The sequence below is a fragment of the Mucilaginibacter rigui genome, from assembly GCF_014773275.1.
Classification (GTDB): domain Bacteria; phylum Bacteroidota; class Bacteroidia; order Sphingobacteriales; family Sphingobacteriaceae; genus Mucilaginibacter; species Mucilaginibacter rigui_A.
In genome coordinates this window covers 93660-119213 of record NZ_JACWMW010000001.1, presented here as the reverse complement: position 1 = coordinate 119213, position 25554 = coordinate 93660, and the positions used below count along the sequence as shown (strand labels likewise).

The following is a 25554-nucleotide window of genomic DNA, read 5'->3' as shown; positions in this document are numbered from 1 at the left end:
AAACATTTGTTTACTAAATTAACAAACAATTAAACATTTGTTAACAGAAATAACGTAATATTGCAAATGCAATAATTTAAAATGTGCATCTATTAAAATGTTACAAATAAATTACAATTAAATTCTTTGCATATTAAAACTTAGTGTTACTTTTACACTATTAAAAATAACAAAATAGTCTTCTCATAATTTAGGTTTATAATTGGTTAGTAAAGGCCCCTGCCCATCAGGGGCTTTACTTTTTTACAAGATTTTTTAATACGAAAAATATAAAATTTAAAACAACCATTTGGCATTTCACAAAAATTGCTACTTTTGCCATCCCAAGATACGGGGGATTAGCTCAGCTGGCTAGAGCGCTTGCATGGCATGCAAGAGGTCATCGGTTCGACTCCGATATTCTCCACAATCTTTCCGCAAAATCCGCCGAATTTCGCACGAAATCGGCGGATTTTCTTTTTTCACATACGATTTTACATACGGTCTTTAATTGTAGTGCTGCCATGATGTACGTGTAAAATTTAGAAATTATTTGATTTAAATTTATTTAACTCGAAAATCTGAAGCTTTTTTACAAGCAGTCCTATTTTACGAGTTTGTCATATCATGCTTGGAAGCTGATACAATGTAGTGAGCCACCGAACTTGGCCAATTGATCACAATTGATGCTTATAACTTTGAAGCCATAGCTTTCAAGTAATTTTCTGTTTGTCCAGTTGTATTCGACTTTGCTGTTTTTAGGAATTGTGTATTCAGGCATGATGATACAATCATTAAATCTGATATAGTTGACATATACACCTTTTGCAGAATAAAGGCAGCTTCGAGTTTTCTTATTCTTACAATTGCAAAAAATTGGCTCGTCAATAGGGCGGTCAAATATAGGGATCACTTTAAAGCCATTGTCTTTAGCGACTGATGTAAGCATTTCGATATATTTAATATCCTGTTTCAAATAAGATAAATCAGGGTATTGGCTTATAAATAATGTATCCTCATCTTTAAATGCCATATATCCATCAATGTGTCCAAGAACGTCGTAGTAACTGCGATTGACAATCACTGCATCTAAGCCAGTAAAGTCTTTAATAATTTCCCCAACATTTTTACCTGGGTTGTCCTCAAGAACTTTATCGGTAAGAAACACCTTCTTTGTGTTGTGTACAAAATTTCCGCCATCAATTACCAATGGTATATCCACAATGTTTGATGTAAATGCTTGGGATAATAGGCGGCGTATAACTTTGTCTAAAAACTGAAAATACTTACCTTCCTTACTTAACGTACAATAATTTGGAGCGTAAATAGGTTTATAAATCGTATCGCCGGCGAAAATACCCATGCAATCTCTTAGCCATATCTCGTCAAAATAATTGACAACGATTGTGTCTACATTCGGCTTATGTCTAAACATGGCCTTTAATTCCTGCTCAACTTTTTTTGTGTTAGTTATCACAAAGAGTTTAATATCCCTTGGTATCAATTCTATGAGCTCATTATAGAAAGGGATTAAGGTCTCGTATTCTTCCGAAAAGCCTTTTGGGTAACTTAAAAAAAGGTAACTACTTTTGCTAAAATCTGCTTTTATCATATTGATTAAGGGCTGAAAAAACTACCCCTTGCAAACGTAAAAAGGAGATTTTCGAGGTCAAAATCTCTTAAATTTTTGCGAAGAACTCAAATAAATGGCGACGTGTTGAAATTGCTTCAATCACGTCGTTCCTGTTTGAAATTCCTTAAACTTCTGTTATTAAATACCTTGACCGGACATTTTTAGCAACAATTGCTTTAATAAGCCTCCAGCTATTCCATAAATAATCATAAGATAAATTATTGTCCAAAGAATAGCTGCACCCATCACAATGCCAGTATAAAGAAATAATCTTAGGGTCGATATTTTAATGTTAATTGTTTCAGGCATTGTCATTATTGGATTGTTTTGAATTGGTTGATTGGTATTTACTGGGGTTGCGCCAGTAGCCTTGTAATAATCATTGATCGTTTTACCTGGATTTTCTAAAACCCATTCATTATAAGATTTCATTAAATGTGATTTGGATTAATTTTTGAAAGATAATAAATAACGCATACATGCGTCAATAAAAAACACATATATGCGTCATTTTCGATGTGTGATAAACATCAAAAATGACGAAGTTATAAAGGCTTTCGGAAGAAGGTTGAGAGATTTAAGAATCTCTACCGGTTTATCGCAAGAGCAATTAGCCAATGAAGCTGAGATTCCACTATCTCAAGTTGGACGAATAGAAAGAGGCGAAATCAATCCCACTTTAAGTTCCATAAATGTGCTGGCGAAGGCACTTAAAATAGAGATCAAAGAATTATTTTAAGTGCCGGTGTCCCGTTCTATTACTCGGGACAGCAGGACGACGCCCTCAAAATTATTATTACAACGTATTTTAATTATAGTATTTTTATCATTCTAAATTTTATTGCGTTTTAGCTAATGAACCTGTTTAATCCATTCAAAATATTACGACCTAATGAGCGGTGGGCCCCTTCTCAAAGTCAATTTGACGCTGCTCAAGATGCTTACGAAAAATTATTACCTCCATTGGTTTATAAAATACGCGCTGCAGTAGCTAAATGGAGAGACGATGATTACGAAGGAGCATCCCAAACATCTAAGTCGTTGCTAAACTTCTGGTTCAATCAAGAGCATCTGATCGGTCAGAATAAATTTGGATTTTTCTTTTCTCAAAGGGAAGCACTTGAGTCAATTGTCTATTTATATGAAGTAGCTAGAGCTAAAGACAAATATGATTTAATGCGTTTTGATTCATCCCAACGGGTAAGTGCAGGGATGTTTGATGAAACATGGACGCGTTACGTGATAAAAATGGCGACAGGTGCTGGCAAAACAAAAGTGATGGCTTTAACTTTAGTTTGGTCTTATTTTAACAAACTGTACGAAGTTAACAGTACGCTGTCTAAAGATTTCTTAGTTATTGCACCTAATATTATCGTGCTTAATCGACTTTTAAAAGATTTTAGTGGATTAAAAATGTTTTTTGAAGAGCCATTTTTACCCGATAACGGCTTTGATAATAAGGATTGGCAAAACGATTTTCAGTTGACATTGCATATTCAAGATGATTTAAGACCTATAACAGAATCGGGCAACATTTTTTTAACTAATATCCATAGGGTGTTTTTCAATGAAACTCCTGAAGAATCTTTTGAAACCACGTTTTTAGGTGTTAAGCCTAAACCTAATGCCGACACATCTAAGGGGTTAGACTTAGGTAAGGTATTAAGAAGTGATAAAATTAGAGACTTGGTAATATTAAATGACGAGGCCCACCATATTCATGATAGATCCTTAGCCTGGTTTAAAAGTATTGAGGATATTAGCAATAAACTTAAACTTAAAAATGGCAATGGTATTAGTCTTCAAGCAGATTACTCTGCCACTCCTAAACATAATAACGGGGCAATATTTGTTCAGACCATTAGCGATTACCCTTTAGTAGAGGCCATCAAACAAAACGTGGTTAAGTTGCCAGTACTACCAGATGAGGCGTCCCGTGAAAAAATACACGAAAAAGATAGTAGCGATTTTATAGAGCGCTATCGGGACTATATTCACTTAGGTTATTTGGAGTGGGAACAGCAGTATGATGAGTTGAAAAATCATAAGACTCCGATATTATTCATTATGACTATGAGTACTAAAGAGGCAGATCAGGCAGCTGCTTTTTTGGGAACCAGTTATCCAGTAATGAAGAATTCGGTTTTAACTATTCACACAAACAACTCGGGTGAAATAAAAGAAGCAGCTACTTCGAAAAAAGATAAGGAAGCTTTAGAGGCATTAAGAAAGGCTGCCGACGACATAGATAAAGATCACTCACCTTACAAAGCAGTAGTATCAGTACTTATGCTTAGAGAGGGGTGGGATGTACGTAATGTTACAACGATAGTTGGTTTGCGGCCATTTGGCGCTGATTCTAAAATTTTACCCGAACAGACCATTGGTAGGGGTTTAAGAAAAATGTTTTCTTTAGATACGCCGGAAAAATTAGTAGTTGTTGGCACACCAGCATTCTTACAATTTGTTGAAGGCTTGAAAACTGAAGGTGTTGAATTTCAATACAGCCCTATGGGTAAGGGTACAAAAGGCAAGTCTCCTGTTATTATTGAAGTAGATAAAGATAATCCTAATAAAGATTTAGATGATTTAGATATACCTATCCCTCAGATGAGCCCAAGGTTTTACAGGGAGTTCAAAAATTTGGAATTAATCGATATTAATAAATTCGATAATGACAAAGCAGAACTAAAAAACTTCAGCCAAGACGAGTTAAAGGAAATTATATTTAATACCATTGATGGCGACTTTTCACATAAGACAATCTTTAAAGACACAGCGCCCGATTACAGAAATGTGATCAGTTTCTTTACTTCGGTTATTTTGAAAGACAGCCGTATGGTAAGTGGCTTTAACACACTTTACCCTAAAGTTGAAGGTTTTATTAAGTACAAACTTTTTAAAAAGGAAGTTGAACTATCCGATCCGCAGACCATGCGGAACCTGTCAGAGTTGCGGCCTAAAGAAATCCTGAAATCGACTTTTAAAAAAGCTATAGATGAATTAACAGTAACTGACAAAGGTTCTGCTGAAGTTAAAAACTATATATCGCTCAAGACAACAAAACCTAAAATAGCTGAAGAGCAGCCATTTTTTTATTCCAAAAAATCCGTTTTTAATAAAACAATTGGCGATAATCCATTCGAATTGGAGTTAGCCTCTTATCTTGAAAATAAGTTTCCGGATGTTATTTCATTTGCTAAGAACACAACAGGAGAAGGTGGGGTTAACTTTAAAATCGAATACCAAGCAGAAGATGGTAACATCAGAGAATACTATCCCGACTTTTTTGTTAAAATTTCTCCTACTCAATATTTTATTTTAGAAACCAAAGGCAGAGAGGACTTAGACGATATTAGGAAGATTAAGCGACTCACTACTTGGTGTAAAGATATTAACAAGGTTCAGCAGGATTATACCTACAGAACCGTTTACATCAAGCAAGAAAAATGGGATGAAATAAAGGGGGGACTAAAATATTTTGAAGATGTAATTTCTCTCTTTGAAATACGAACCAGTTTAACAAAAGAGGATGCAAAAAAGATATTAAAAAGAGGTGCCGACGTCTCAAGTTTTGGCGACCCTATCGAATGGCAAAAAAAAGATAGGACAGATCGTAAAATTAATGGGTTATGAGATTAGTCGATAGTAACATCATTATTTACGCCGCGAGCCCTGAGTATCTTAATTTAAAAGAATTGTTAGAAGAAGAGGATATTGCCGTTTCAGAACTAACCAAATTGGAAGTATTAGGGTATCGCCATCTAACTCCCGAGGCTGAAGAATATTTTAATGCAGTATTTGAGTTGGTAACAGTTTTACCTATAAGCGATGCAGTCATTAACCGTGCAATCACTTTAAGACAACAGGTAAATATGAAAGCCGCTGATTCTATCATTGCGGCAACAGCTTTAATGCATTGTACAGAGCTAATTACAAGAAACGTTAATGACTTTAATCACATTGATGATTTAATAGTAAATAACCCATTAGATTGATGAATTTAAACGACACTGAGAAAAACAAACTAATTGAATTAATAAAGGCTGGCGAAAAACTGCCAAAGGAATACATATATAAGCTATTTTCTGACGAGGAAGATGTTTTCTTATTTTGGAATGGCCGAAAGGAAGATGTAACTAATATTGCATTGCCTTTTCACAGCATTGAACACATAGATGAACCACGGAAAGAGTCAGTCAAAGCTGGAGGTAATTTTAGCATGTTTGAAACTGACTTTAGGGGGCGACAATTGAAGGGTTGGACTAATAAACTAATATGGGGAGACAATAAATTAATTCTTTCATCCTTAAATAACGGTCCACTAAGGGAAGAAATCGAAAAGGCAGGAGGACTAAAACTTATTTACATTGATCCACCATTTGCAGTCGGAACTGATTTTGGTTTTAATATAGAGGTAGGCGACGAAACAGTTGAGAAAAAGCAAAGTCTTATTGAAGAAATTGCTTATCGCGATACATGGGGCAAAGGCATATCCTCATATTTAACAATGATGTACGAACGTCTCAAGTTGATGTACAATCTATTATCGGATGACGGCAGCATATATGTACATGTGGATTGGCGAGTGGTAGGGTTCCTCAGACTATTGCTAATGGACATTTTTGGGGAGAGTAATTTCCGCGGACACATAATTTGGAGAAGTATGACACCTTCCGGCTTTAAGGGCCAAACTAGTTTGGGAAGAAGTCATGATGACATATTATATTTTTCAAAGTCGGATAAAATAAACTATAATCCTCAAAAGATTCCCTATACAAAAGATTATTTAAAGGAAAGATTTAATAAGATTGATGAGAATGGTAAATTTTTTAAAGACGAAAAAATAGGTAGTGCCACGACTCAAGAAACAATCGATAAATTGAAGAATGAAAATCGAATTTACATTACGGGAAGTGGTAAACTCAGAATTAAGCACTATCTAGATGAAGCCGATGGATATTATATGGACGATGTATGGTCAGACATTTCTCATGAAAATTCGCAATCAGACGTCAGAACGGGATATGCAACACAAAAGCCAGAAGCGCTTTTAGAGCGCTTGATAAAAGCAAGCAGTAATGAAGGCGATCTAATCGCTGATTTTTTTTGTGGAAGTGGAACAACTGCTGCCGTAGCAGAAAAATTAGGGCGAAAATGGATAACAACTGACTTGGGAAGGTTCAGTATTCATACAGCAAGAAAAAGATTAATTGGTGTTCAAAGAGAACTGCAATCTACTGGCAAAGATTTCAGAGCTTTTGAGTTGCTTAACCTTGGCAAATACGAGCGTCAGTTTTTTATGGATGATCTAACTAACGGCAAGCGCAAAGCTAAAGAAGACCTTTATGTTGATCTTATTTTAGAGGCATATAAAGCTAAAAGGATAGATGGACATAGTTGCTTACATGGTGCCAAAGCTGGTCGGTTCGTAAACGTTGGTCCTTTGGATGTGCCAGTTACGCAAACACGTTTAATGGACATTTTCGAAGAATGCCGTCAAAAGCTTTACACGCAAGTAGATGTTTTAGGATTCGAATTTGAGATGGGTCTAACACCTCAGTTTATTCAGGAGCTCAAGGAAAAGGGGGTGGCTATTACCTTAAAGTACATCCCAAAAGACATATTCGACAAACGTGCCGTAGATAAAGGACAAGCTAAGTTTTTTGACGTGGCTTACCTTGATGCGAGGGTGCATCATGCTGGAAAGGGTATTCAAATAGAATTGACTGATTTTGTTACTCACTATACTCAAGACGATATTGAGGATGTTCAACAATCTATGAAGCCAGGAAGTAAAGTAGTTATAGATGACGGGCAGATTATAAAAATTGAAAAAGATAAAAATGGCATAATTACCAGTACTAAGTTAACTCAAAATTGGCATGACTGGATTGATTACTGGGCGATAGATTTTGATTACTTAAGCAAACCAGAGATCATAAAAATAAAAAATGATGATGGCGAGGTAGAAGAAAAATGGACAGGTAATTACCTATTTGAGAACGAATGGCAAAGCTTCAGAACCAAGAAGAATACCACATTGGAATTTAAATCTGTTCCTTACGAATATTCCAAGCCCGGAAAGTATAAAGTGATGGTTAAGGTAGTAGACATTTTAGGCATAGACACCAGTAAAATTATAGAAGTCAATTTTTGATACTATAGCCACTACAACTAACTGTAGCTGCACATTGCTGTTTTATGGCCACTGTACGGCAGAGTTTTTAAAACTTCAATACAGGCACCATCCGAAGATTTTTTTGCCGTATATGGGCTCTACTTCAGCTAACAATACATAACTGAATTGTCCCACGTCCCTCTTTACATAAGGGGACGATGGGACATATATTAATAAACTAAATCTTTCACAATGTCAGACAACAAACGCAATCTCTAACCGAGATTTCCAATCAAAAAGTATTCAAAATACCTGATTTCCAACGTGGTTATTTTTGGGGAGTGAGGAGACTATATAACTGTTAGACCATGTCAACTTTAAAAGTCGGGGAACTGCTTAATTACAATGTCTTTCAAGTCCTCTTCCAAAAGATCGCTTTTAATCACGCCATTTTTTATTTGGTATAATTCCGAATCGGAAACCTTTCCATAAAACGAAAAAGAGCCATTAATATAAAGGTCTATATAATTATGTCTTTGAATGTCATTGCAATTTATATAGGTGTCTTTATATAAATTGTTTTCTAAATTAGTTGGGTCTAGCCAAACTAGAGTTTCAAACGGTACGTTGTTTAATTCGAAATATCTTTTTTTCTTTTCAAACTGAGATGTCCCACAGATAAGAAATGATGCTTCGTTGCTATCAGTACCTACACAAACATGTGGATGGGGGTCATTTGAATTAATTTGAGGATTTACAAACCAGTATATATTACCGACCTCAAAACTTGATGAAAAGGTTTCTAGAGGCAGCATACACTAAGCTATAACGAATGTTGAAATTCCTGCTTGCTTAGTTCTAACAGTTCCTCGCTTTGGGAAAATGGTTCATCTTTAAGCCCGTCTTTAAAGAAATCTTCCAATGAAATGGGAAAAGAACGGCCTGGATCTGCCTCTAATTCTTTTCTAAACTTCATCCATTCGGGGAAGTGATGCGAATAATAACTCAACGAATATTGATCCTTATCACCATAATATTTATAAATATCATTTAATATTTTAAAATCAGTTTTTGAGAATACCTTTTCGTCAACATCGCCAACTGATGAAATTTTGAAGTTTTTTGGTTCTGATAAAAACTGATTAGAATAATCAATTATATCACTTGTAAACCATTGTGACTTTAAAATAATATCCTTAGTGCCTGATGGAACCGACCCGTTTTTCATGGCAACATACTTGTCATTCGTTATAGTCCTGCCGTATGTACGCAAGTGGGCCCTGTCAGATAAATAAACAAGTTTTCCGGCCTTCATGTAGTTTATTTCGCCTCCTTCGAGCTTCGCAAAATAATTTAACGCCTGTACCGCTTTTTTGAACTTGAATGAATTCATATGGGATAAACACCCCAATAATATGGAATGTTTTTTATAAAAATATGGTTAGAAAACAAATGATCGTTACAAAGTTACTAACAAAATGTTAAAAAACAATGTATTTGGCTAAAATAATTAGCATTCACCTATAAAAATCTTTCGCATCCATACCTAATACGTCAGCAATACTTATTAAGCTGAGAATATGGCAATACGCTCTCCACGTTCCAAGAACGAAAGGTTACACATATCAATCTTGCTTAGTTGACCAACAAGCAACGACAATTTTTCATCGATACAAAAAAAAAAATTCGCTATCAAGGTTGATTCTTCAGCCGTACTGCCAAAGGGCTATAAGCTTTTATTTCCCGAAAATACCAACCCGCCATAAATAGTAGCATACAAGCCTTTTATGATGCTATAAATAAAAAGTAGGTTGCCGCATGGTCTAACACGTAAATAGTCTCCGGAAAAGATCAATTAACTGATTTTTGGGATGACCTAAATAAGTGTGGTAAAGGCACAGGCCCCTACCGCGCCAGTAGAAGATTTGTATTGAATTTAAGTGTTTAAATGTAGCAGGGCTCTTGGCCCTGCTTTTCTTTTATTAAAGTTTTTGCTATTCTACTTCTGCTAAAACTTTTGGCTTGCCATGCAATGCTTCAAGAATTCGTTTGGTAAAATTTAAATTATCTTTAATTTCTTCTACACTTACTTTTTCACTATCACTTACTCCATATAGATTTGTTTCCATTTTGTTTACAATTTCGACAATACCGTTTTCCACAAGGAAGGTGCTTAATTCAACGGAAGAGTGTGGTTTAAATTTATAGAACTCGCATCCTTTATGCAAAATCTTATGGCCGGTGTCAAGACCGGGTGTGTCGCCATTGCTATAAACGTACTCGACGAAAGCTTTTTCAGGCGAATTGATAGGTCTTTTACATTTGTCGCAAATAAATTTCTGTCTTAATCTTAAAATTGGTTCGTTCATAATGATTGTTTTTTTATTGACCACAAGTTCCTTATTGTCAATATATTAAGCAAGAAATCTGAAACTTTTAGCATTTTGAGAATTATAAATTTTTATATTAAATAGATCAATTGTATAAAATTTATAATTGTTATAATAGCAATATTTCCATTCTTCTAAGAACCAAAATGCTGTTCAATAGAGTTTAAAAACTTGCCAATTTTAGGCTTGAAATCTATTTTTCTGCGTGAAATGGCAGTTTGCGATTATTTTTTAATCATGATTGGCTAAAAGTTTTGAGCAACTTTACTGTCCCATCATCAATTTTGTCCCCTTGTACAGGAAGGGACGAGTAGGTTTGTAAGGTCAATTTGGGACACTAATATTGCTCAATAAAAAGCCGAACCCATAAAGAAGAGGCTCGGCTTTTCTATTTTACATTACTGCACCCACCTGCCCACAGTGGTTTTACTAACTCCAAGTTGCTGGCCTATCTGCCTGATCGTAATTCCTGGTACGGTTGCCCTAAGCCTTAATGCTTCTTCTTTCAAACTCTCCATGTCTAAAGAATCTGCCAATAAAGAGGCTTCGTCACAAAACTCAATGAACTTGAATGTTAGTAGTGATTCGTCAGATTCTTCCCTTTGCAACTCACATTTTAGCACATTACTTTTATCATAAACAAGTTCCCCACTTCTACTGGGTTTAACTTGCTTAACGTACCGATGGCCTGAATCCGCAGCAGATACCCCGATAGCAAACACCGTATCAGCAAAATTGCTAAGTTGTTTGCTTCCTGCTAAGTCGTTAATTGTAAGTGATTGAGAGGCTTGCCTTTTGGGCGTATGGGCAAGTACTAAGATGGTTACACCCAGTTCCGTCTTTAACTGCTTCAAAAGCTTCATCAATTCCATTGCAACCTGAACATCGGATGATGTTTGAGCACTTAAAAAAGTGATATTGTCAATAACGATGAGTTTAGCATCTGTATCAATTATATCTTGCTTTATTTTATCCAATAAGGCATTTTCAAATTTATATTGACGATCTGTTACCAGCTGGGTGAAATCTACGTTGTCTGTGAAAAGATTATCGCTAAACATGTGCATGGTTCCATCTTCGTCACTATACCTTTTTTGAAATTGCTTGTCAGATAATTCAAAGTCGTAGTAAATCACTTTGCAAGGGTCACATTGATTCTCTAACGATAACAAATTACTCCCTCGGCTTACAGCATCAGCAATAGCTACAGCCAAGATGCTTTTGCCGATACCTGTATCCCCAAATAATATACCTAGCTCGCCCGAGTGTAAAAACACATCAAACATCTTGTATATTTCAGGCATATTCTTCGCATCTTCCATTCGTTGGGAAGCAGTGCGGACACTTTTTCTTTGCGAAGTTGGTGCTGGAAGTAAACGGTTCGAGACTGCTTCCCCTATGATTTGATTTAATTCTGATATAGTACCACCATGTTTAAAGAAGTCTGAAACGTCCTTGCCGCCGACATCTTTCAACCAGCAAGGCAACTCAACTGAAGGGCAATTGAACGTTTTTGATAATTCTTTACTTCTTCTTACTCCTGTTTCGTCATTATCATACAGAACAGACGTTATGCGCATTCTGCTATTAAAAAGATTCTTTTTTTGTTTAGGTGTGAAATCCGAAGTCTCGCTGTTAAGTGTTATAGCGTTGTAACCATGAGCAATCAACGATAATGCATCTTTTTCACCGGCTGCTAAAATCACATCTTGGGTTTCTGGGTAATTATCGAACGGTGTTCCAAAGGTGTAATCAACTGGTTTTATACCAACATACCAAAAAGCTTTAGGATTGGGGCTGTAAATTTTTCCGAAATTATCCCCTTTGTAAGCAAACCACATTTTTCCAGCTGGTCGCTCTTTAAATGTTGGTAAGAGGTCTTCGTCATGTTGTATGCTGTAAGAATCTAATGCTACAACTCTATGTTTATCCAATGTAGCACCGTCAATACCATATTGATTCCAATAAGAAAGCTCATCAGAGGTAAAGTCAATGCTTTTTCTGTCATTGAATTTTACCTTGACAAAATCGTTGTCTTTATTTAAGATATTAGGTTGAACCCAACTGTTTATAGTCGTCTCATCGAAGCGATCTATATGCTTCCACATTGTAGCCAACAGTAGTTCAATCTCGTCGTCAGGATCAATTCCATATAGAGTACCTGCAAATTCAAACACGTTGCCGGCATAGCTTTCATCACCAAAGTCTTTGAAGCGCCATTGACCGTTCCAATAATAAATGCTTAAACTGGGATTGGAGTCGTTATAAAATGGGTTACGTACAGATTTACAACTTACATTATTTTCTTTAACCATTAAGTTAGGTATAATGCTTTTGTAGAATAAAAAGCCACCTTTAGTGGCATCGAGTATGTCTTGTTTTAATGTTAAAATTTGTTTATTAAACATTGTGTTGTTTTTCTTTTGAAGTTTATACTTCGGTAGTATTTCAGTCTTACGTTGTTAGCAACGCTAAGTAATTGCTGAGATTTATATATCTACGTCATAACTTTTTTATCAATGAGGAAAGGCCGATTTCTCGGCCCTAACTTTATTAATTTATTTTTTACTTTACTTGTCGTCCTTTCTTTCGACTGACATTTTTTAGAGAATCCAACACCTCTTTTTTATTGTATAAGCACTTTCGGCCGATTCGCACAACAGGGATCAGTCCCTGACATTGGTATCTATGTAATGTTGGGTAAGAGATTTGGAGCAAATCGGCTACTTGCTCGCGGGTAAGGTATCCGTCGTTTAAATTATCAACGCCAGGATGAGTTGGTTTTTGTTGACTTAGCTCGGCTAAAACATTCCTTGCGGCTTTGTCTACGCTTTCCTGAACAGCGTCAGTGAGAAGCGTTAAAAATTGATTTACGAAGGTAGCCATGCTTAACTGCTGGCCGTTTAAAATATTGTTTCCTTCTGTTTGGGGTGCCATTAATTTTGAAATAAAATCATTTTAATATAATTAATTGATTAATAAATATCTTTATAGATATATAAACGCAAGGTCTCACAAATTTAAAAACTATACAAGCGAGCCGAAAGCTAAGTTCATTGCATCGGATTTTTGTTGATCTTGAATACTGTTGTACTTAGAGAAATTTCGATGGGTTTTATGGTTCGAAAGCTTCATGATAATTTCGCTCGGAACGCCTTGACTAAACATATAACTAATAAATGTACGCCTTGAGCAGTGAAAATGTAGAATTTCGTGTAATGGGCAAGTTTGTTTTAACAAAACAGATCCCCTATACTTCATTGTTGTAACTAACCTATTTAATTTTGCCTGCTCGCCAATCTTTTTCAGATTGTTATTAACTTTTTGTCCAGTGTAGACGGGGATAGCTACAGCCATTGGTGTGTCGCGGTACTTATCTAATATTGCTTTAGCTTGGCTGTTAAGGGGTACTTTTAAATAGTCTTTTGTCTTTTGAACGGTAACGTTAATAAAATGATCAGTTACATCTTCTTTGCGAAGCTTTTGTATGTCTGAAAAGCGAAGCCCTGTAAAACAACCAAACAAAAACGCATCTCTTGCTACTGACATATAAAAGTCAGTAAATTTTAGGTCCATCACCGCTTTTAATTCTTCCGTGGTTAATGCTATGATTTCATTTTCGTGCTGACGTATATTCCCACTGATTGACAAATTTATCTCTGTAGCATAACCGTTTTTACTGGCCCACTTTAAAAACCATTTGAAGTTGCCGACATTTTTGTGGATTGTATTATTAGTATGTTTTAGGTCTTGAATATAATAGCGCTCGAAGCGGCTTATAAAAGCGTCATCAATATACTTAAACTCAATCGTGCCTTCCTTTTTAGCAAAGTTGCGCAGATGCTGTAGATTGGTTTTGAGTTTCTTGATGGTACTTTCCGAAAAGTTAGCATTCGACTTAATAAACTCCTCGTAAAGTTGAAAAACAGATTTTCGAGCCGTGATTTTATTGCCATTAAGAGCCTCCCTGATGTATTTGATTGAGGGCTCTGTACCTGCTGCAATCGCATTACGATAGATACCCATAACATCGTCTCTTTTTTTCTGTAGCACGTTGTTGATTTCTGCTGCTCCTATCGCAGAACTTTTCACCTTTTGTTTGTCATCATCCCATTTATTAGCATCAATTCGCTCACCTGTAGGAATCCACATCCTATTGTTATCAAAGCTAAAAGACAATAGTATAGGGACGTTTTTAGTCTTTGTTACTCCATCCGCATCTTTACGCTTTTCGATATAAAATTTAGTACTCGCCATTCTTAATGAAAAATTAATTAATAATAATTATCTGATTTTTAACTATTTGTATTTAAGCTGGCGCAAAGAGGATACAAATATTAAAACTTTACAAACTTTATTTTTGCGCCTTGAGAATGGATTTTTAGGAAGTCGCATACAAAAACCCATACGAATTTTCTTTTATTCAAATTGGCGTTCTTTCTTTATCAGAGATGAGCGACGGATAAGAAATTATAGGGCTATATAGATTGGTAGTAAAGTTGGAATAGGTGGTAATAGGGGGAACTTTCAATATCTGGAACGATATTCTCCACCAGGTAAAAGGCTTTACGAAACTTCGTAAGGCCTTTTTATTTAGCTACCACCTCCAGGCTAAAACCTTCTCATTTTGCAGTGGTTATTTGTAGTATCACATTTAATCTTACTATATGACTCCTCAAGCCAAAAGTTATTACCTGCCGCAAACGCGCGCTATAGCCGTTGGGGTAATACTTATACTGGTAGGCCTGGCCTTTACATTTGGGTTTATTGATATTCACCGGTCTGTTTGGTATAATATCCAGTTTATACTGATCAGTTTTGAGGGTGTGGTTGAATTTTTCATGTCTATAATTATGCTGATTTTTAAAGCCGGGCTTATTGTTGGCGGCTATTACTATATCAAATACTCAACCGGCGTAGAGCGGGCCAGACTGGACGATAAAGGCTTTTACTATCGCCTGATACCCAAGGGTTCGCGGTACTCCAAGATTATGATAGACAGCGGACCGCTAACCTTTACCCCCTACAGCCAGATCATTGACCTTACCTATAAAAAAAACTTTTGGACCGGCGGGCAATTATACCTCACCCTGCCGTCGGGTATGCTGCCCTTAATAGCATTAGGCGTATTAAAAGACAGCGAAAAAATAGAGATAGCCAAGCAGGTTAAGGCGCAGATAAACACCGGGCGTTAACCCTGCTTTTGTTCGAATTTTTAGAAATGAGGCAGCAAAACGGTCACCGGAAAAAAACGGCTTCATTCGTCCTTTTTTCGCCCCTGATTCGCCTTTTTGTGCCGTACAACCAACCAAAAACGGAAACATTCGCCTTTTAATCATCAACTTATTTATAGTTAAATATAAATCAAGGCCTGTTCCATATTTTCCCAAATGCAATAGAAACGGAACAAGACTTTTGAGGCTGGAAAAAACCGAAGGCGACATTGTTTTTATATAAACTTTTACACCCGCGGAACAGGGTTAAGCATTAGCAGTAATAATATTTTAACCTTTAAAATAAAAAGGAAAAATAATTACAGGATATTATTATTTTCGGATAATGAAAAACCTAACCTCCCTTGTTTTTATTCTGTTGCTGGCAACATCTTTTTCAGCCTGTAAGTTAGATCCTGTCGACTATAATCATGATGTTAAACCAGGTGGAGCAGTACCGGGAGATCCGGGTAACAGCGGTTCAGTAGGCTCTGCAGAATATTATTTTAAAGGTAAATTAAATGGCACCGACCTCGCCTGGCCTGTTAACGATAGTGGAGATTGGGATTCGGGTATCTCCCAACCAAGCGAGTATGAGCCTGATAACCTGATTGCCGGGTACGGTGGCGGCATAGTTAACAATAAAGTATTTATGGTTAACTATCCGGCTATTATATTCTATTTTAAAACATTGCACACTACCACCTTTGATCAGGCCCGGTTGCTTTTAAAAAGTTTTATAACAACCGGTACGTGGGCCTATGCCCCCAATACCAACCTTATTGCAGATGTTAAAGACGTATACATCAATTACACAGATAAAAATAATGTTATATATAATACCGTTGGCGACCAAACCGGTAGTACGTTCACTGTAGTTTCAACCGTGGTAATACCCGCAGAACCGGGCATTGCCGAAAGAATTAAAGTAAAACTCAATGTTAACTGCAAACTTTATCCTGTAGATGGTAACGGCGCGCCACTTACCTTAACCAATTGCGAAGCGGTAATTTATCTCCAGGCTACTTAAAGACTTAATTTTCTGCCCCCTGATTCCAGGCATCAAACTTCATTGCTAAAACTTTGATGGAGTTTATATTCTCGCCGCTTCGATTTGACTAGCAGGTTAATATATGGCTTTTCAGGGTCATCAAATGGCTTGGCTACGGTGAGGAACGCGCTCAATACCTTTGGACGTCGCCGCGTTTATCGCCGCCACGTTAGCTCATGGCCTGCACCACCATGGCGCCCTTGCCCGGCACAAGGCCCCCTAACAATGCCTATCTTTCTTGTTTTTGGATCTACCACAATAACTGACCAGGTTGCTTTGGCGTGAGTGGCAATATAACTAAACAGGCTAAAGGGTTAGAAAAACAGGTTTTAGGGAGGGTATTGGGGTGAAGGCCTGGGTGAGCACACGCGGCACGCGTGCGCCATCATGGGAGAGATGTGAACTAAAAACTTAAATGTTCCAGTCAAAGCTTTCAACTTCGACCTGTGTGGAATTATAAATAATTTAAATTTTCCTTTAAGTCTATGCCTAAAAATGTCACGTTTGCAATATTTGGTGGACTAATAAAATAACCGTTGGGTGCATCTCTATACTTTTCTCTTAGTTCCATCAGAAGTCTACCTAAAGCGTTAATTCCTTCGTAATATTCTCCTTTATCAATCGCCCCCCAAACCTTATCATCATTTGTATATTCTACAATTGCTAGGTTATCAGTGGAAAGTAATACCTTGGAAAAGGTATTAATATTCTGTTTTAATTTAACTTCAATACAGAACTTCATTATTTTATACCTAACGTTAAGCCAATCAGGTCGCTCAAACTTCTCATAATAACGAGAAATTCGTTTAGCTACGATAGGACTATTTGCAAAAATAATACGTTTTTGTATTTCCGGGTTATATGGATATTTTAATGCCTGATATAATGCCTCTGCTGTTTTAACCCAATTATCGTTAATCTTGATTGGATAACCAGGAGCCATATTAGATAGTCCGCCAAAATCACTTTTGGTACTCCTAAAAGTAATACATGAATCTTTTTTGTAAATCCGCATAAATTAATGGTTACCTCGATTCTCTACTGGAAACAACGGATGCCATCCATGGTTTTCCCACCAAAAAACCACGGGGCAGGTATTAGATACATTTCTCCAGGTAAAAGCGTGACTACCAGTACCAAATGTTTGATAACTAGGATAAGTCAAACCCAGTGGCCGAATTGATGGAGCGAGTGAGCTTGCCCTAGACAATATCTCAATGCTTTTATCCAAAATTATCTTCTCATATCGTTGTCTATTATTAGCTGAAGAATAAAATCCTTCGGTCTTGGGCATACCCATAATTCTGTAAGCAAATTCCTTATGTTTTGACGCATCTAAATTATTCAAATAGGCATCAAGTTTTTCATTTCCTTGGTCACTACTAATGTAAACATGATTAAATAGGGGATTTTGATTATAATAATTTATTCTAGGATCATTCTGAATCTCAAAAACTCTATGGAAAACTATATCTATATTAAATTCTTGCTTGATGCTATATTTAATAATATTACCTCCCCAGGTATGCAAAAAAAAGAAGATCGGTATAATACTAATTTTTTCTTCATTTATTTTGTCAATACCGTATGTATTTATTTCGTTAATAATTTCTCTTTTGAAAGTCCCACCAGAAGCTAAGACATCATCTAAATATATCCAATGCTTTATACCCTCGCTACCACAATTTTTTAAATTTATCCCATATTGATCAAAGCATATGGTATCCAAAAATGCAAGTAGTTTTGTTTGACTTTTAACTTCGCTTTGGCAACTCAAAAATTTTGCATGCGATAGAAAAGCAATGATAGAATCGTACTTATTATAAGTACTTAAATATTCAAAAATTTGATTGAATTCATCTATAACTAGTTCCTTTGATATGTATGATTTCGGCAAAATATGTAAAAACTCAGAAAGCAAAAATCCTCTGTCGTCTTCATCGAATTGCGAAACCCACGTTAAAACATGATCCTTATCCAAACTAATTCCACTTTCGCTTCGGTAGTCATATATTATATCCACAATTTTGTTAGCCAATTCTTCCATTAATGACAAGGTTTTAAATTTAATTAAATCGTTTGTTCAAAATATCCTCCACTACCAGATTTTGGCCTTTTGGATAATTTAAAGTTATTAGCGGAAGTTGATGGACTTCTTTCGGATAATCGTCTGAATCTGACCTGTTTCATTACGGGCAAATTGTTGGTATTCATAATAAGTCATTTAGGTTTACTATCTAATCTACACATTTTTATGATAATATTTTTTTTTAACAACTACTTTAAGCAGGCGCGCCGATATAGGCCTCATATAATTCATGTTGTAGTTGTACTCGACTTGTGTATAAGAAGATTACTTATTAATGTTTAAAAATAAAAATCACCATCTTTATAAGATAAACCTAAGTATATGGTACCTGATGATTATCTAAAATGGGGGCAAGTAATTTTGAATGGAACGGCGCTTGTTGCGGGTGGCTGGTTTTATAAAGCTTACGTTGAAAATCTAAAAGAATCTTTAAATTCCAAAGAAGAACAAACCAAAACGGCTTTAATGAATATGAATTTTTGGAAAGATAAATCAGCAGAGCTAGAAAAAAAGACGCCTGAATTTGTAGAGAAAATACTTAGCGATCGAATTAAAATCAGGGAAGAAGAAATTACTAGATTAAGTGAAGATAAAGATTCACATATACAAGAATTAAATATACAACGTCAGGAATTAAGCGTGTTAAAAAGTGAATTGGAAAAAGCGAAGGATGTAAGTAGACAAGCAATAAGTATTGAAAATTATTTTGATGATGACACTTTTGATAAAACCGAATTAGAAATAGAAGAAATGGGAATTGTAGGAGTTGACAGCGGGCAATTGATGATTACTGACCCTTGCTATATTGATTCAGAATGGGTTAAAGAAGAGTTTGAAAATATTAGACTGTATAAAGATAAAAACACTTCAATTATTTATCAATATGAAAAAGATTTCGGCCATTTTGATGACATAATTATTGGTTATGATAAAACTGTAAATGAGTTAATTAACGACAACATACTTGAAAGGCTAGAGACATCATCTGAGTTTAATTATTCCTATAAAGGTGTGTGTGCCGCTACCTTCTCAAAAAAAGGCTTTGGGGAGCTGAATTACAAAAAGGGACATAAAGGTGCGGGAATTGCATTCGGGACACTTTTAGGTGATGGAGAGTATAAAGTTTATGCAGAAAAATATAATGGTGAAATATTTAGAGTATATATCGATTTAATATAATCATTCTGCTAACAAACGTGTTCTTTAACATTGCTGCACTATTTCCTCTCCACCGACACATGCGTGCCGCGTGCCATAACCCGAGTTAAAAGCACTCCCTCTCCCACCTAAACCCGATTGTACGGAAAGCCCGCTTCCATCGGCGGCTTGGAGGGAAAGCGGGGGCTACCCTATGATAGCCTCACCGCCTTTGCTTTTCAAACTTATTACCTTACTATTTTAAAAACCCATTCAGGTAGGTTAAAATGGTTGGGGTTTGCATCATTAAGCCCACATGGCTCTGCGCCGGCAAAACGGCCAGTTGCGATTTTGGCATCGGTGCCATATCGGCCGATACGCCACCACCCAGTAACTGGTAGGTTTTTGCTAGTTCAACTTTATCAAGGCCATCATTGTCGCCCGCTATAATAAGTACGGGCGAAGTAATTTTGGTAATATTGCTGTCGCCCATATCAAATGGCGTTGCCATAAAAACAAGCATCTGGTCTATAAACTTTGTCCATTTTGTTTTGTCGGGCGCTACGGCATCATACGCGGTTTTCATGGGGCTATTGGCAAACATTTCGGGTTTCATGTTTTTAAATGCACCTGCTATAGCGGGCACCCAACCGGTACTTTTATAGGTAGAAGAAATGATGACCAGTTTTTTTACCCGTTTAGGGTGTTGCAGTGTTAACTGGTAGGCTACGGAGCCACCCATGCTGTAGCCTGCAACATCGGCACTATCAACCTTTAAATAGTTCATTACGGCATCCACATCACTTGCCAGGGTAGCAATGTCAAGCTTCCTGTCTGCATAGGGTGTGTGCCCGTGGCCCTGCATTTCAATAGCAATTACCTTCCTGGTTTTTGATAGTTCGGGGATCAGCCGGCCCCAGTTGCCCTCAATGGTCATGAAAGCGCCGTGCAGTAAAACAAGGGGTTTGCCATCGCCATACACTTCGTAATAAACCTTTAGGCCATTAACCGGCGCGTAGCCACTGGCGGCAGGTTTAAGTTGCTGCGCTTGCAATGTGGTTGCTGTAAGCACTACCATTGCAATGGCTACTATTGCTTTTAAAGGGTTAATGCTTTTGAATAGATTTTTCATGATGTTGTTTTAGTTTAGTTTATTGACATTACAAAGATGGCGTGGTTTTAGGAACTTGATGCGGTGCAAAAACGACTACTTAAGGGGGGATTTGCGCCGCTTGAAGTTTAACACACCCCTACTCCATCTCAAAAGAGGGGATTTGTAATACCGCACCAAACAGAACAATCCCTGTCTGAAAACGAACACTTTTTTCGGCTTTAAAACACCTGCTGACTATTCTTTACAACAGGCTGTACTATTTTTTTATACATTTTTTTCTGCAGCAACTTTTTTAACAAGGATGTATAAATAACTCTTTTACAGCGCTTTTTAGTTTTAACGTAAAATTTCGGCGTGCCGGATGTCATTTTTTTTGAGCAACGGCAAAAGTTTGGCATTAGTTTGGAATACTACTTACCAAACGGAGTTAAAATGGTAATCGACGAAACAACAGAAAACCCGGGCGAAGAGAAAGAGTGGGAAAACCCGCAAGCGCCTGAAAAGACATCCGACGAACGGGATAAGGAACAACTGGCAAGGCAATACAAAGAGGCAAAACGCCGGCATGATAACCTTAGCGAGAACCAGGAAAACGAGAACAACGAAGAAGACAACAAACAACAGTAAAACTAAAAACTTAAAAATATTTGATTATGAAAACTTACCAAAAACCAGCTACCAGCAAATTAGTTAACCGTTTCGATAAAGAATTGATGAATATACTAATGAGCGACCTGAAGAATATTAAATCGAAAAACACAAGCCGCTTAAACGCTGCTTAGTTATAAAACACTAAAAAAAACTTACAACACTAAACACATCTACCTATGAAAGCTTATAAACAACCTGCAACAAGTAAATTAGTTAACCGTTTTGATAACGAACTGAAGAATTTATTAATGGAAGACCTAAAGGCTTTCAGAGAACGCAACCAATTTTTACCAAGCAATAAACAAGCTGCTGTGCAACAACAGTTGTCGGCTGCCTGATCAATCATATATCTACATCTATTTAAAACATCCTTTTGAGACAAGTAAGGCCCGGCTATTTTAGCAGGGCCTTATTGTTTTGAAGCATATTTTACAATAAGCTTAGCCGTTTTAGCCGAAGCGCCCGGCGTGCCCATCTTTTCGTCAAGCGCGTCATACCCTGCCAGCATAGTTTCGCGGTGGTGGGTATTATGCAGCAGGTTATTTAATTCATTGGTTATGTTGAGCGTGTTGCAATCTTCCTGTATCAACTCTTTCACAACGGCGCTATCCATTATCAGGTTTACCAGCGAGATAAATTTAAGCTTCACCAGCATACGGGCAATAGCTATGGTTAGCGTGTTGCCCTTATAAACCACTACCTGCGGCACGTTAAACAGAGCCGTCTCCAGTGTTGCCGTGCCCGATGCCACAACCGCGGCTTCGGCGTTGGCCAGTATATCATAAGTGGCATTAAATATTACGGGGATAGCTTTGCCGCCCAGGTATTGATGGTAATAATCCTTATTAAACGATGGCGCGCCTGCCACCACAAACTGGTGATGCGGGAACTTATTGACCGCACCCAGCATTTCGGGCAGCAAGCGGCTTATCTCCTGCTTACGGCTGCCGGGCAGCAGCGCCACTATGTTTTTACCGGCAAGGTTGTTATCTGCTATAAAATCAGGATTGGGTTTAAACGCATCAACGGCATCCAGCAACGGGTTACCTACGTAGTCTATCTCCATGCCCCAGCTTTTATAAAAATCAACCTCGAAGGGCAGGATACAAAACAGGTGATCTACAATGCGTTTAATTTTCAGGACACGCTTTTGGTTCCAGGCCCAAACTTTGGGGGAGATGTAATAGCAAACTAACAAACCCTGTGCTTTAGCAAATTCAGCTATCTTTAAGTTAAACCCGGGGAAATCTATCAATACCAAAACATCGGGCTGGTAGGCCAAAATATCCTGCTTACATTTCTTGAGGTTTTTGAGGATGGTGTTCAGATTTATTACTACCTCTACAAAGCCCATAAAGGCCATATCTGCGTAGTGTTTAACCAATGTACCACCCTCGGCCTGCATCAGGTCGCCGCCAAAAAAGCGGAAGTCGGCCTGCCCGTCCAGCTCTTTTAAAGCCTTCATCAGGTTTGCCCCGTGCAAATCGCCCGAGGCCTCGCCGGCTACCAGGTAATACTTCATCTTGCGTATATTTTAAGTACAAATATCAATATGGTACACGCAAATGTAGCTATCATGATACCGTTTGATGTTTTATCAAGATGCGCCCTCGCTGAAAACCGTAATATTACAAAATTCAGCAGGATGGCAATAAGGTAGGGCGCAGCGGGTTTATCCATCACAATGGCGTCGTTTTTTAGCAATACGGCAAATATTAACCATGCCAAAACCGGCGGAATAAAGCCGTAAAGTATCCCAAGGAAAAGATTGTTCTTTTTAAACATTAAAGGTCCAGGTATTTAAAACGGGGATAGCGTGGTGGGCGGTCATATCAAACTGTACCGGCACTACCGATGCGTAATTATGCTCAAGCGCCCAAACATCGGTATCTTCGCCATGGTCGTTATTTTGAAATACGCCGGTAAGCCAGTAGTAAGGGCGTTTGTATGGGTCATACCGCATATCAAATTCCTCGGCCCATTTGGCGTTGGCCTGGCGGCAAATTTTAATGCCTTTTATTTTATCCCCTGCCGGGAAATTCACGTTCAGCACTGTGCCAACAGGCAACCCGTTTGCTAAAACCTGCTGCGCTATCTCTTTTACAAACTTTTGGCTGGGCTCAAAATCGGCCTCCATGGTGTAATCATCCAAGGAGAAACCAATAGATGGAATGCTTTCTATAGCCCCCTCAACCGCGGCCGACATGGTGCCTGAGTACAATACATTGATCGAGTTATTCAACCCATGATTAATGCCCGACACGCACAGATCTGGCTTTTTACCGCCGAAAACCTTGGTTACGGCCAGCTTAACGCAATCTACCGGGGTGCCGCTGCAGCGGTACATTTCAATACCCTCGTAAATATCCACCTCGTCTAAACGAAGCGGCTTACCTATGGTGATGGCATGCCCCATACCTGATTGCGGGCTATCAGGCGCTACAACTACTACCCTGCCCAGTTCTTTCATGGTATGCATCAAAGCTTTTATACCCGGCGCGGTTATACCATCATCGTTTACTACAAGTATAGTGGGTTGTTGAGATTTTGACATACTGCAAAAATAGCTATTATTGAATTAAGCTTTGCTTCGCCGCGTGTTAAATTATCTTATTTACGCCCGGAATTTTAACCAGCAGCATCCCCAGTAAAAAACTGAACAATACTGCTAAGGGCGCAACAACCAATAGCTTTAGCGCCGGCTCAATAGCCCAGCCGCTTGCTGCTACGGTAAGCGAGATAACCACCAGCGGATGAAAAATATACACCGCGAACGTAGCCCGCGATAGTTTATTGAGCCAGGTTGAAGGGGTATTCCACTTATGTTTGGCAATGCAAAGCAGGGCTGTTAAGATGCTAAAACCAAGCAATTGCTCCCACATGGCATAAAAAGCCTGCTGCCAGTGCGCGCCGCCGCCAAACCACCCTATTGGGAAATTTAAAACCTGGCGCATGATAAAGAGCATTGGGAACCCAATTACTAATATGCAAATGGCAATGGCGCGCATATGCTTGCCTGTTTTAAGGCCGGCATCATTCAGCCACTTGCTCCGGGCAGCTATAAGCCCTAAAATGAACAGGGCGATATACTGCGGGAAATACCCTAACTGGAAACCCAGCGGCTTAAGCACCCACCCTACAGGGAATATAATACGTGCGCCAAAACTAACCAGTCCGATAAGGATCGCAAAAAACACGATAGCGGTACCTGTGGGTAATTTTACTACTTTGGCAGGGCCCTTAACCGTTACCCTGTATAAGGCATATAATAACGTAAATATCAGCAGGGCGGCAACAAACCAAAGCACGCCAAAATCTACCCAGCTATCAAAACCGCTTAGGTATTGCAGGTAAGTAACATCATGCCCCCGGGCCCACCTGTAAGAAATAAAGCTTAAAAGTGGCGACAACACGAATGAATAAAACAGCAAAGGTACCCCGAGCCTGATAAGTCTGTCGGAAATGAATTTCAGCGGGCCTTTTTTATCGTAAGATGAAGGCACAAATAAAGCCGACAGAAAAAAGAACAAACCCATGAAAAACGCCTGGTTAACCGTAACAAATACGGTCATGGGGATGATGGCGCCCATCAATGTTGTTTTTTGCGTGTAGTACCATCCACCCGGCGCGCCGTAAGCTATAACGGTGTGGTGTAAGATCACGAACATGGTAAGTAATACCTTTAGGTGGTCGATATAATTTATTTTTGCTTTGGGTTGTATTAATGCTGCTTGCGGATTGCGGGTTGTCATTCCTGTTTGATTAATAAGGCGCGCAAATGTAACAGAAATATAAAAACAAATCCTTGCTTTTACCAGCGGTGCAAATTGAGTGACGTATGGTATAAAAACAAAAGCCTCAATTAACTTGAGGCTTTTGTTTTTAAAGGCTTTTCAACCAATCTATCAGACCTTCGCGGGTTTTGCCTGTTTTTTGCTGCAGGCGGCCCAGTGTTTCATCGTCCTTACCTTCTTCCCAGGCCAGGTCATCGTCAGTCAGGTCGCCGTATGCTTGTTTTATTTTACCCTTCAACTCGTTCCAGCCGCCTTTTAATTCTAATTTGTCCATGGTTTGTTTCTCCTTATTTAGATGTATAAAAAGAACGAATAAGACCTTATTTGGTTTTATTAAAGTGAGGAAACAAGAAACAGAATGGTACGACTTTGACAGCCAATT

26 protein-coding genes and 1 tRNA gene are annotated in these 25554 nt (G+C 37.9%); 11 read left to right on the top strand and 16 right to left on the bottom strand.

Annotation, left to right across the window (positions count from 1 at the left end):
- Window positions 1–332: 332 nt before the first annotated feature.
- A tRNA-Ala gene (locus IDJ75_RS00545) sits at window positions 333–406 on the top strand.
- Window positions 407–604: 198 nt separating this feature from the next.
- On the opposite strand, the gene IDJ75_RS00540 is transcribed toward IDJ75_RS00545, so the two are convergent.
- Both IDJ75_RS00540 and IDJ75_RS00535 read right to left on the bottom strand, forming a co-directional pair.
- Entirely contained in the window at window positions 605–1591 is a 987-nt protein-coding gene (locus IDJ75_RS00540) for an agmatine deiminase family protein (RefSeq protein WP_191173669.1), read from the bottom strand.
- A 159-nt stretch (window positions 1592–1750) separates the two neighbouring features.
- Window positions 1751–2044, bottom strand: coding sequence for a hypothetical protein (locus IDJ75_RS00535; RefSeq protein ID WP_191173668.1), 294 nt, complete (start codon window positions 2042–2044; stop codon window positions 1751–1753).
- A gap of 88 nt (window positions 2045–2132) precedes the next feature.
- Here IDJ75_RS00535 and IDJ75_RS00530 point away from each other — a divergent pair, with 88 nt between their 5' ends.
- From IDJ75_RS00530 to IDJ75_RS00515, 4 genes are all read left to right on the top strand, one after another.
- Window positions 2133–2351, top strand: a complete 219-nt coding sequence (locus IDJ75_RS00530) for a helix-turn-helix domain-containing protein (protein WP_317173722.1) — start codon at window positions 2133–2135, stop codon at window positions 2349–2351.
- 116 nt (window positions 2352–2467) lie between these two features.
- A complete protein-coding gene (locus IDJ75_RS00525) occupies window positions 2468–5248 on the top strand; it encodes a DEAD/DEAH box helicase family protein (protein ID WP_191173666.1) in 2781 nt (926 codons plus the stop codon).
- Window positions 5245–5610 (top strand): type II toxin-antitoxin system VapC family toxin, encoded by a 366-nt coding sequence (locus tag IDJ75_RS00520; RefSeq protein ID WP_191173665.1) that lies wholly within the window; start codon window positions 5245–5247, stop codon window positions 5608–5610. The genes IDJ75_RS00525 and IDJ75_RS00520 overlap by 4 nt, the downstream gene beginning before the upstream one ends.
- Window positions 5610–7772: a site-specific DNA-methyltransferase gene (locus tag IDJ75_RS00515; protein WP_191173664.1), complete on the top strand. Its 2163-nt coding sequence runs from the start codon at window positions 5610–5612 to the stop codon at window positions 7770–7772. Before IDJ75_RS00520 ends, IDJ75_RS00515 begins: the two co-directional genes overlap by 1 nt.
- A 338-nt stretch (window positions 7773–8110) precedes the next feature.
- Here IDJ75_RS00515 and IDJ75_RS00510 read toward each other — a convergent pair whose 3' ends face one another.
- The 6 genes from IDJ75_RS00510 to IDJ75_RS00485 form a co-directional block, all read right to left on the bottom strand.
- Entirely contained in the window at window positions 8111–8548 is a 438-nt protein-coding gene (locus IDJ75_RS00510) for a hypothetical protein (RefSeq protein ID WP_191173663.1), read from the bottom strand.
- 8 nt (window positions 8549–8556) lie between these two features.
- Window positions 8557–9126, bottom strand: coding sequence for a Panacea domain-containing protein (locus tag IDJ75_RS00505; RefSeq protein ID WP_191173662.1), 570 nt, complete (start codon window positions 9124–9126; stop codon window positions 8557–8559).
- 601 nt (window positions 9127–9727) lie between these two features.
- On the bottom strand, window positions 9728–10102 hold the full coding sequence (locus IDJ75_RS00500; protein WP_191173661.1) for a hypothetical protein: 375 nt from the start codon (window positions 10100–10102) through the stop codon (window positions 9728–9730).
- A gap of 419 nt (window positions 10103–10521) precedes the next feature.
- Window positions 10522–12531 carry an AAA family ATPase gene (locus IDJ75_RS00495; protein ID WP_191174856.1) on the bottom strand — a complete coding sequence of 670 codons (2010 nt, stop codon included), beginning with the start codon at window positions 12529–12531 and terminating at the stop codon, window positions 10522–10524.
- Between the two features lie 157 nt (window positions 12532–12688).
- Window positions 12689–13060: a helix-turn-helix domain-containing protein gene (locus tag IDJ75_RS00490; protein WP_191173660.1), complete on the bottom strand. Its 372-nt coding sequence runs from the start codon at window positions 13058–13060 to the stop codon at window positions 12689–12691.
- A 90-nt stretch (window positions 13061–13150) separates the two neighbouring features.
- A complete protein-coding gene (locus IDJ75_RS00485) occupies window positions 13151–14380 on the bottom strand; it encodes a site-specific integrase (RefSeq protein ID WP_191173659.1) in 1230 nt (409 codons plus the stop codon).
- 410 nt (window positions 14381–14790) lie between these two features.
- On the opposite strand from IDJ75_RS00485, the gene IDJ75_RS00480 reads away from it, so the two are divergent.
- Entirely contained in the window at window positions 14791–15318 is a 528-nt protein-coding gene (locus IDJ75_RS00480) for a hypothetical protein (protein WP_191173658.1), read from the top strand.
- A gap of 364 nt (window positions 15319–15682) precedes the next feature.
- Entirely contained in the window at window positions 15683–16366 is a 684-nt protein-coding gene (locus tag IDJ75_RS00475) for a hypothetical protein (RefSeq protein ID WP_191173657.1), read from the top strand.
- A 475-nt stretch (window positions 16367–16841) separates the two neighbouring features.
- Here IDJ75_RS00475 and IDJ75_RS00470 read toward each other — a convergent pair whose 3' ends face one another.
- Both IDJ75_RS00470 and IDJ75_RS00465 read right to left on the bottom strand, forming a co-directional pair.
- On the bottom strand, window positions 16842–17402 hold the full coding sequence (locus IDJ75_RS00470; RefSeq protein WP_191173656.1) for an NADAR family protein: 561 nt from the start codon (window positions 17400–17402) through the stop codon (window positions 16842–16844).
- Between the two features lie 3 nt (window positions 17403–17405).
- Window positions 17406–18434 (bottom strand): phosphoribosyltransferase-like protein, encoded by a 1029-nt coding sequence (locus tag IDJ75_RS00465; RefSeq protein ID WP_191173655.1) that lies wholly within the window; start codon window positions 18432–18434, stop codon window positions 17406–17408.
- A 363-nt stretch (window positions 18435–18797) separates the two neighbouring features.
- Here IDJ75_RS00465 and IDJ75_RS00460 point away from each other — a divergent pair, with 363 nt between their 5' ends.
- Window positions 18798–19655: a hypothetical protein gene (locus IDJ75_RS00460; protein ID WP_191173654.1), complete on the top strand. Its 858-nt coding sequence runs from the start codon at window positions 18798–18800 to the stop codon at window positions 19653–19655.
- A 214-nt stretch (window positions 19656–19869) separates the two neighbouring features.
- Here the strand turns inward: IDJ75_RS00460 and IDJ75_RS00455 are convergent, their stop codons facing one another.
- Entirely contained in the window at window positions 19870–20745 is an 876-nt protein-coding gene (locus IDJ75_RS00455; protein WP_191173653.1) for an alpha/beta fold hydrolase, read from the bottom strand.
- A 384-nt stretch (window positions 20746–21129) separates the two neighbouring features.
- Between IDJ75_RS00455 and IDJ75_RS00450 the strand changes: the two genes are divergently transcribed.
- The 3 genes from IDJ75_RS00450 to IDJ75_RS00445 are packed head-to-tail and all read left to right on the top strand — an operon-like array spanning window position 21130 to window position 21716.
- Window positions 21130–21354 (top strand): hypothetical protein, encoded by a 225-nt coding sequence (locus IDJ75_RS00450; protein WP_191173652.1) that lies wholly within the window; start codon window positions 21130–21132, stop codon window positions 21352–21354.
- A 26-nt stretch (window positions 21355–21380) separates the two neighbouring features.
- Complete coding sequence (locus tag IDJ75_RS21260; protein ID WP_262892082.1) at window positions 21381–21509, top strand: hypothetical protein; 129 nt, start codon at window positions 21381–21383, stop codon at window positions 21507–21509.
- A 45-nt stretch (window positions 21510–21554) separates the two neighbouring features.
- Window positions 21555–21716: a hypothetical protein gene (locus tag IDJ75_RS00445; protein ID WP_191173651.1), complete on the top strand. Its 162-nt coding sequence runs from the start codon at window positions 21555–21557 to the stop codon at window positions 21714–21716.
- A gap of 71 nt (window positions 21717–21787) precedes the next feature.
- On the opposite strand, the gene lpxB is transcribed toward IDJ75_RS00445, so the two are convergent.
- The 5 genes from lpxB to IDJ75_RS00420 all read right to left on the bottom strand — a co-directional run bounded on the left by lpxB (window position 21788) and on the right by IDJ75_RS00420 (window position 25446).
- The gene (gene lpxB / locus IDJ75_RS00440; RefSeq protein ID WP_191173650.1) at window positions 21788–22900 is read right to left on the bottom strand and encodes a lipid-A-disaccharide synthase; all 1113 of its coding nucleotides are present in this window, start codon (window positions 22898–22900) and stop codon (window positions 21788–21790) included.
- Window positions 22897–23163, bottom strand: a complete 267-nt coding sequence (locus IDJ75_RS00435) for a hypothetical protein (RefSeq protein ID WP_191173649.1) — start codon at window positions 23161–23163, stop codon at window positions 22897–22899. Before IDJ75_RS00435 ends, lpxB begins: the two co-directional genes overlap by 4 nt.
- Window positions 23156–23932: a 5'/3'-nucleotidase SurE gene (surE, locus tag IDJ75_RS00430; protein WP_191173648.1), complete on the bottom strand. Its 777-nt coding sequence runs from the start codon at window positions 23930–23932 to the stop codon at window positions 23156–23158. Before surE ends, IDJ75_RS00435 begins: the two co-directional genes overlap by 8 nt.
- 46 nt (window positions 23933–23978) lie before the next feature.
- Window positions 23979–25130: an acyltransferase family protein gene (locus tag IDJ75_RS00425; RefSeq protein WP_191173647.1), complete on the bottom strand. Its 1152-nt coding sequence runs from the start codon at window positions 25128–25130 to the stop codon at window positions 23979–23981.
- Between the two features lie 130 nt (window positions 25131–25260).
- Window positions 25261–25446, bottom strand: coding sequence for a CsbD family protein (locus IDJ75_RS00420; protein ID WP_117394098.1), 186 nt, complete (start codon window positions 25444–25446; stop codon window positions 25261–25263).
- Between the last annotated feature and the right edge of the window lie 108 nt (window positions 25447–25554).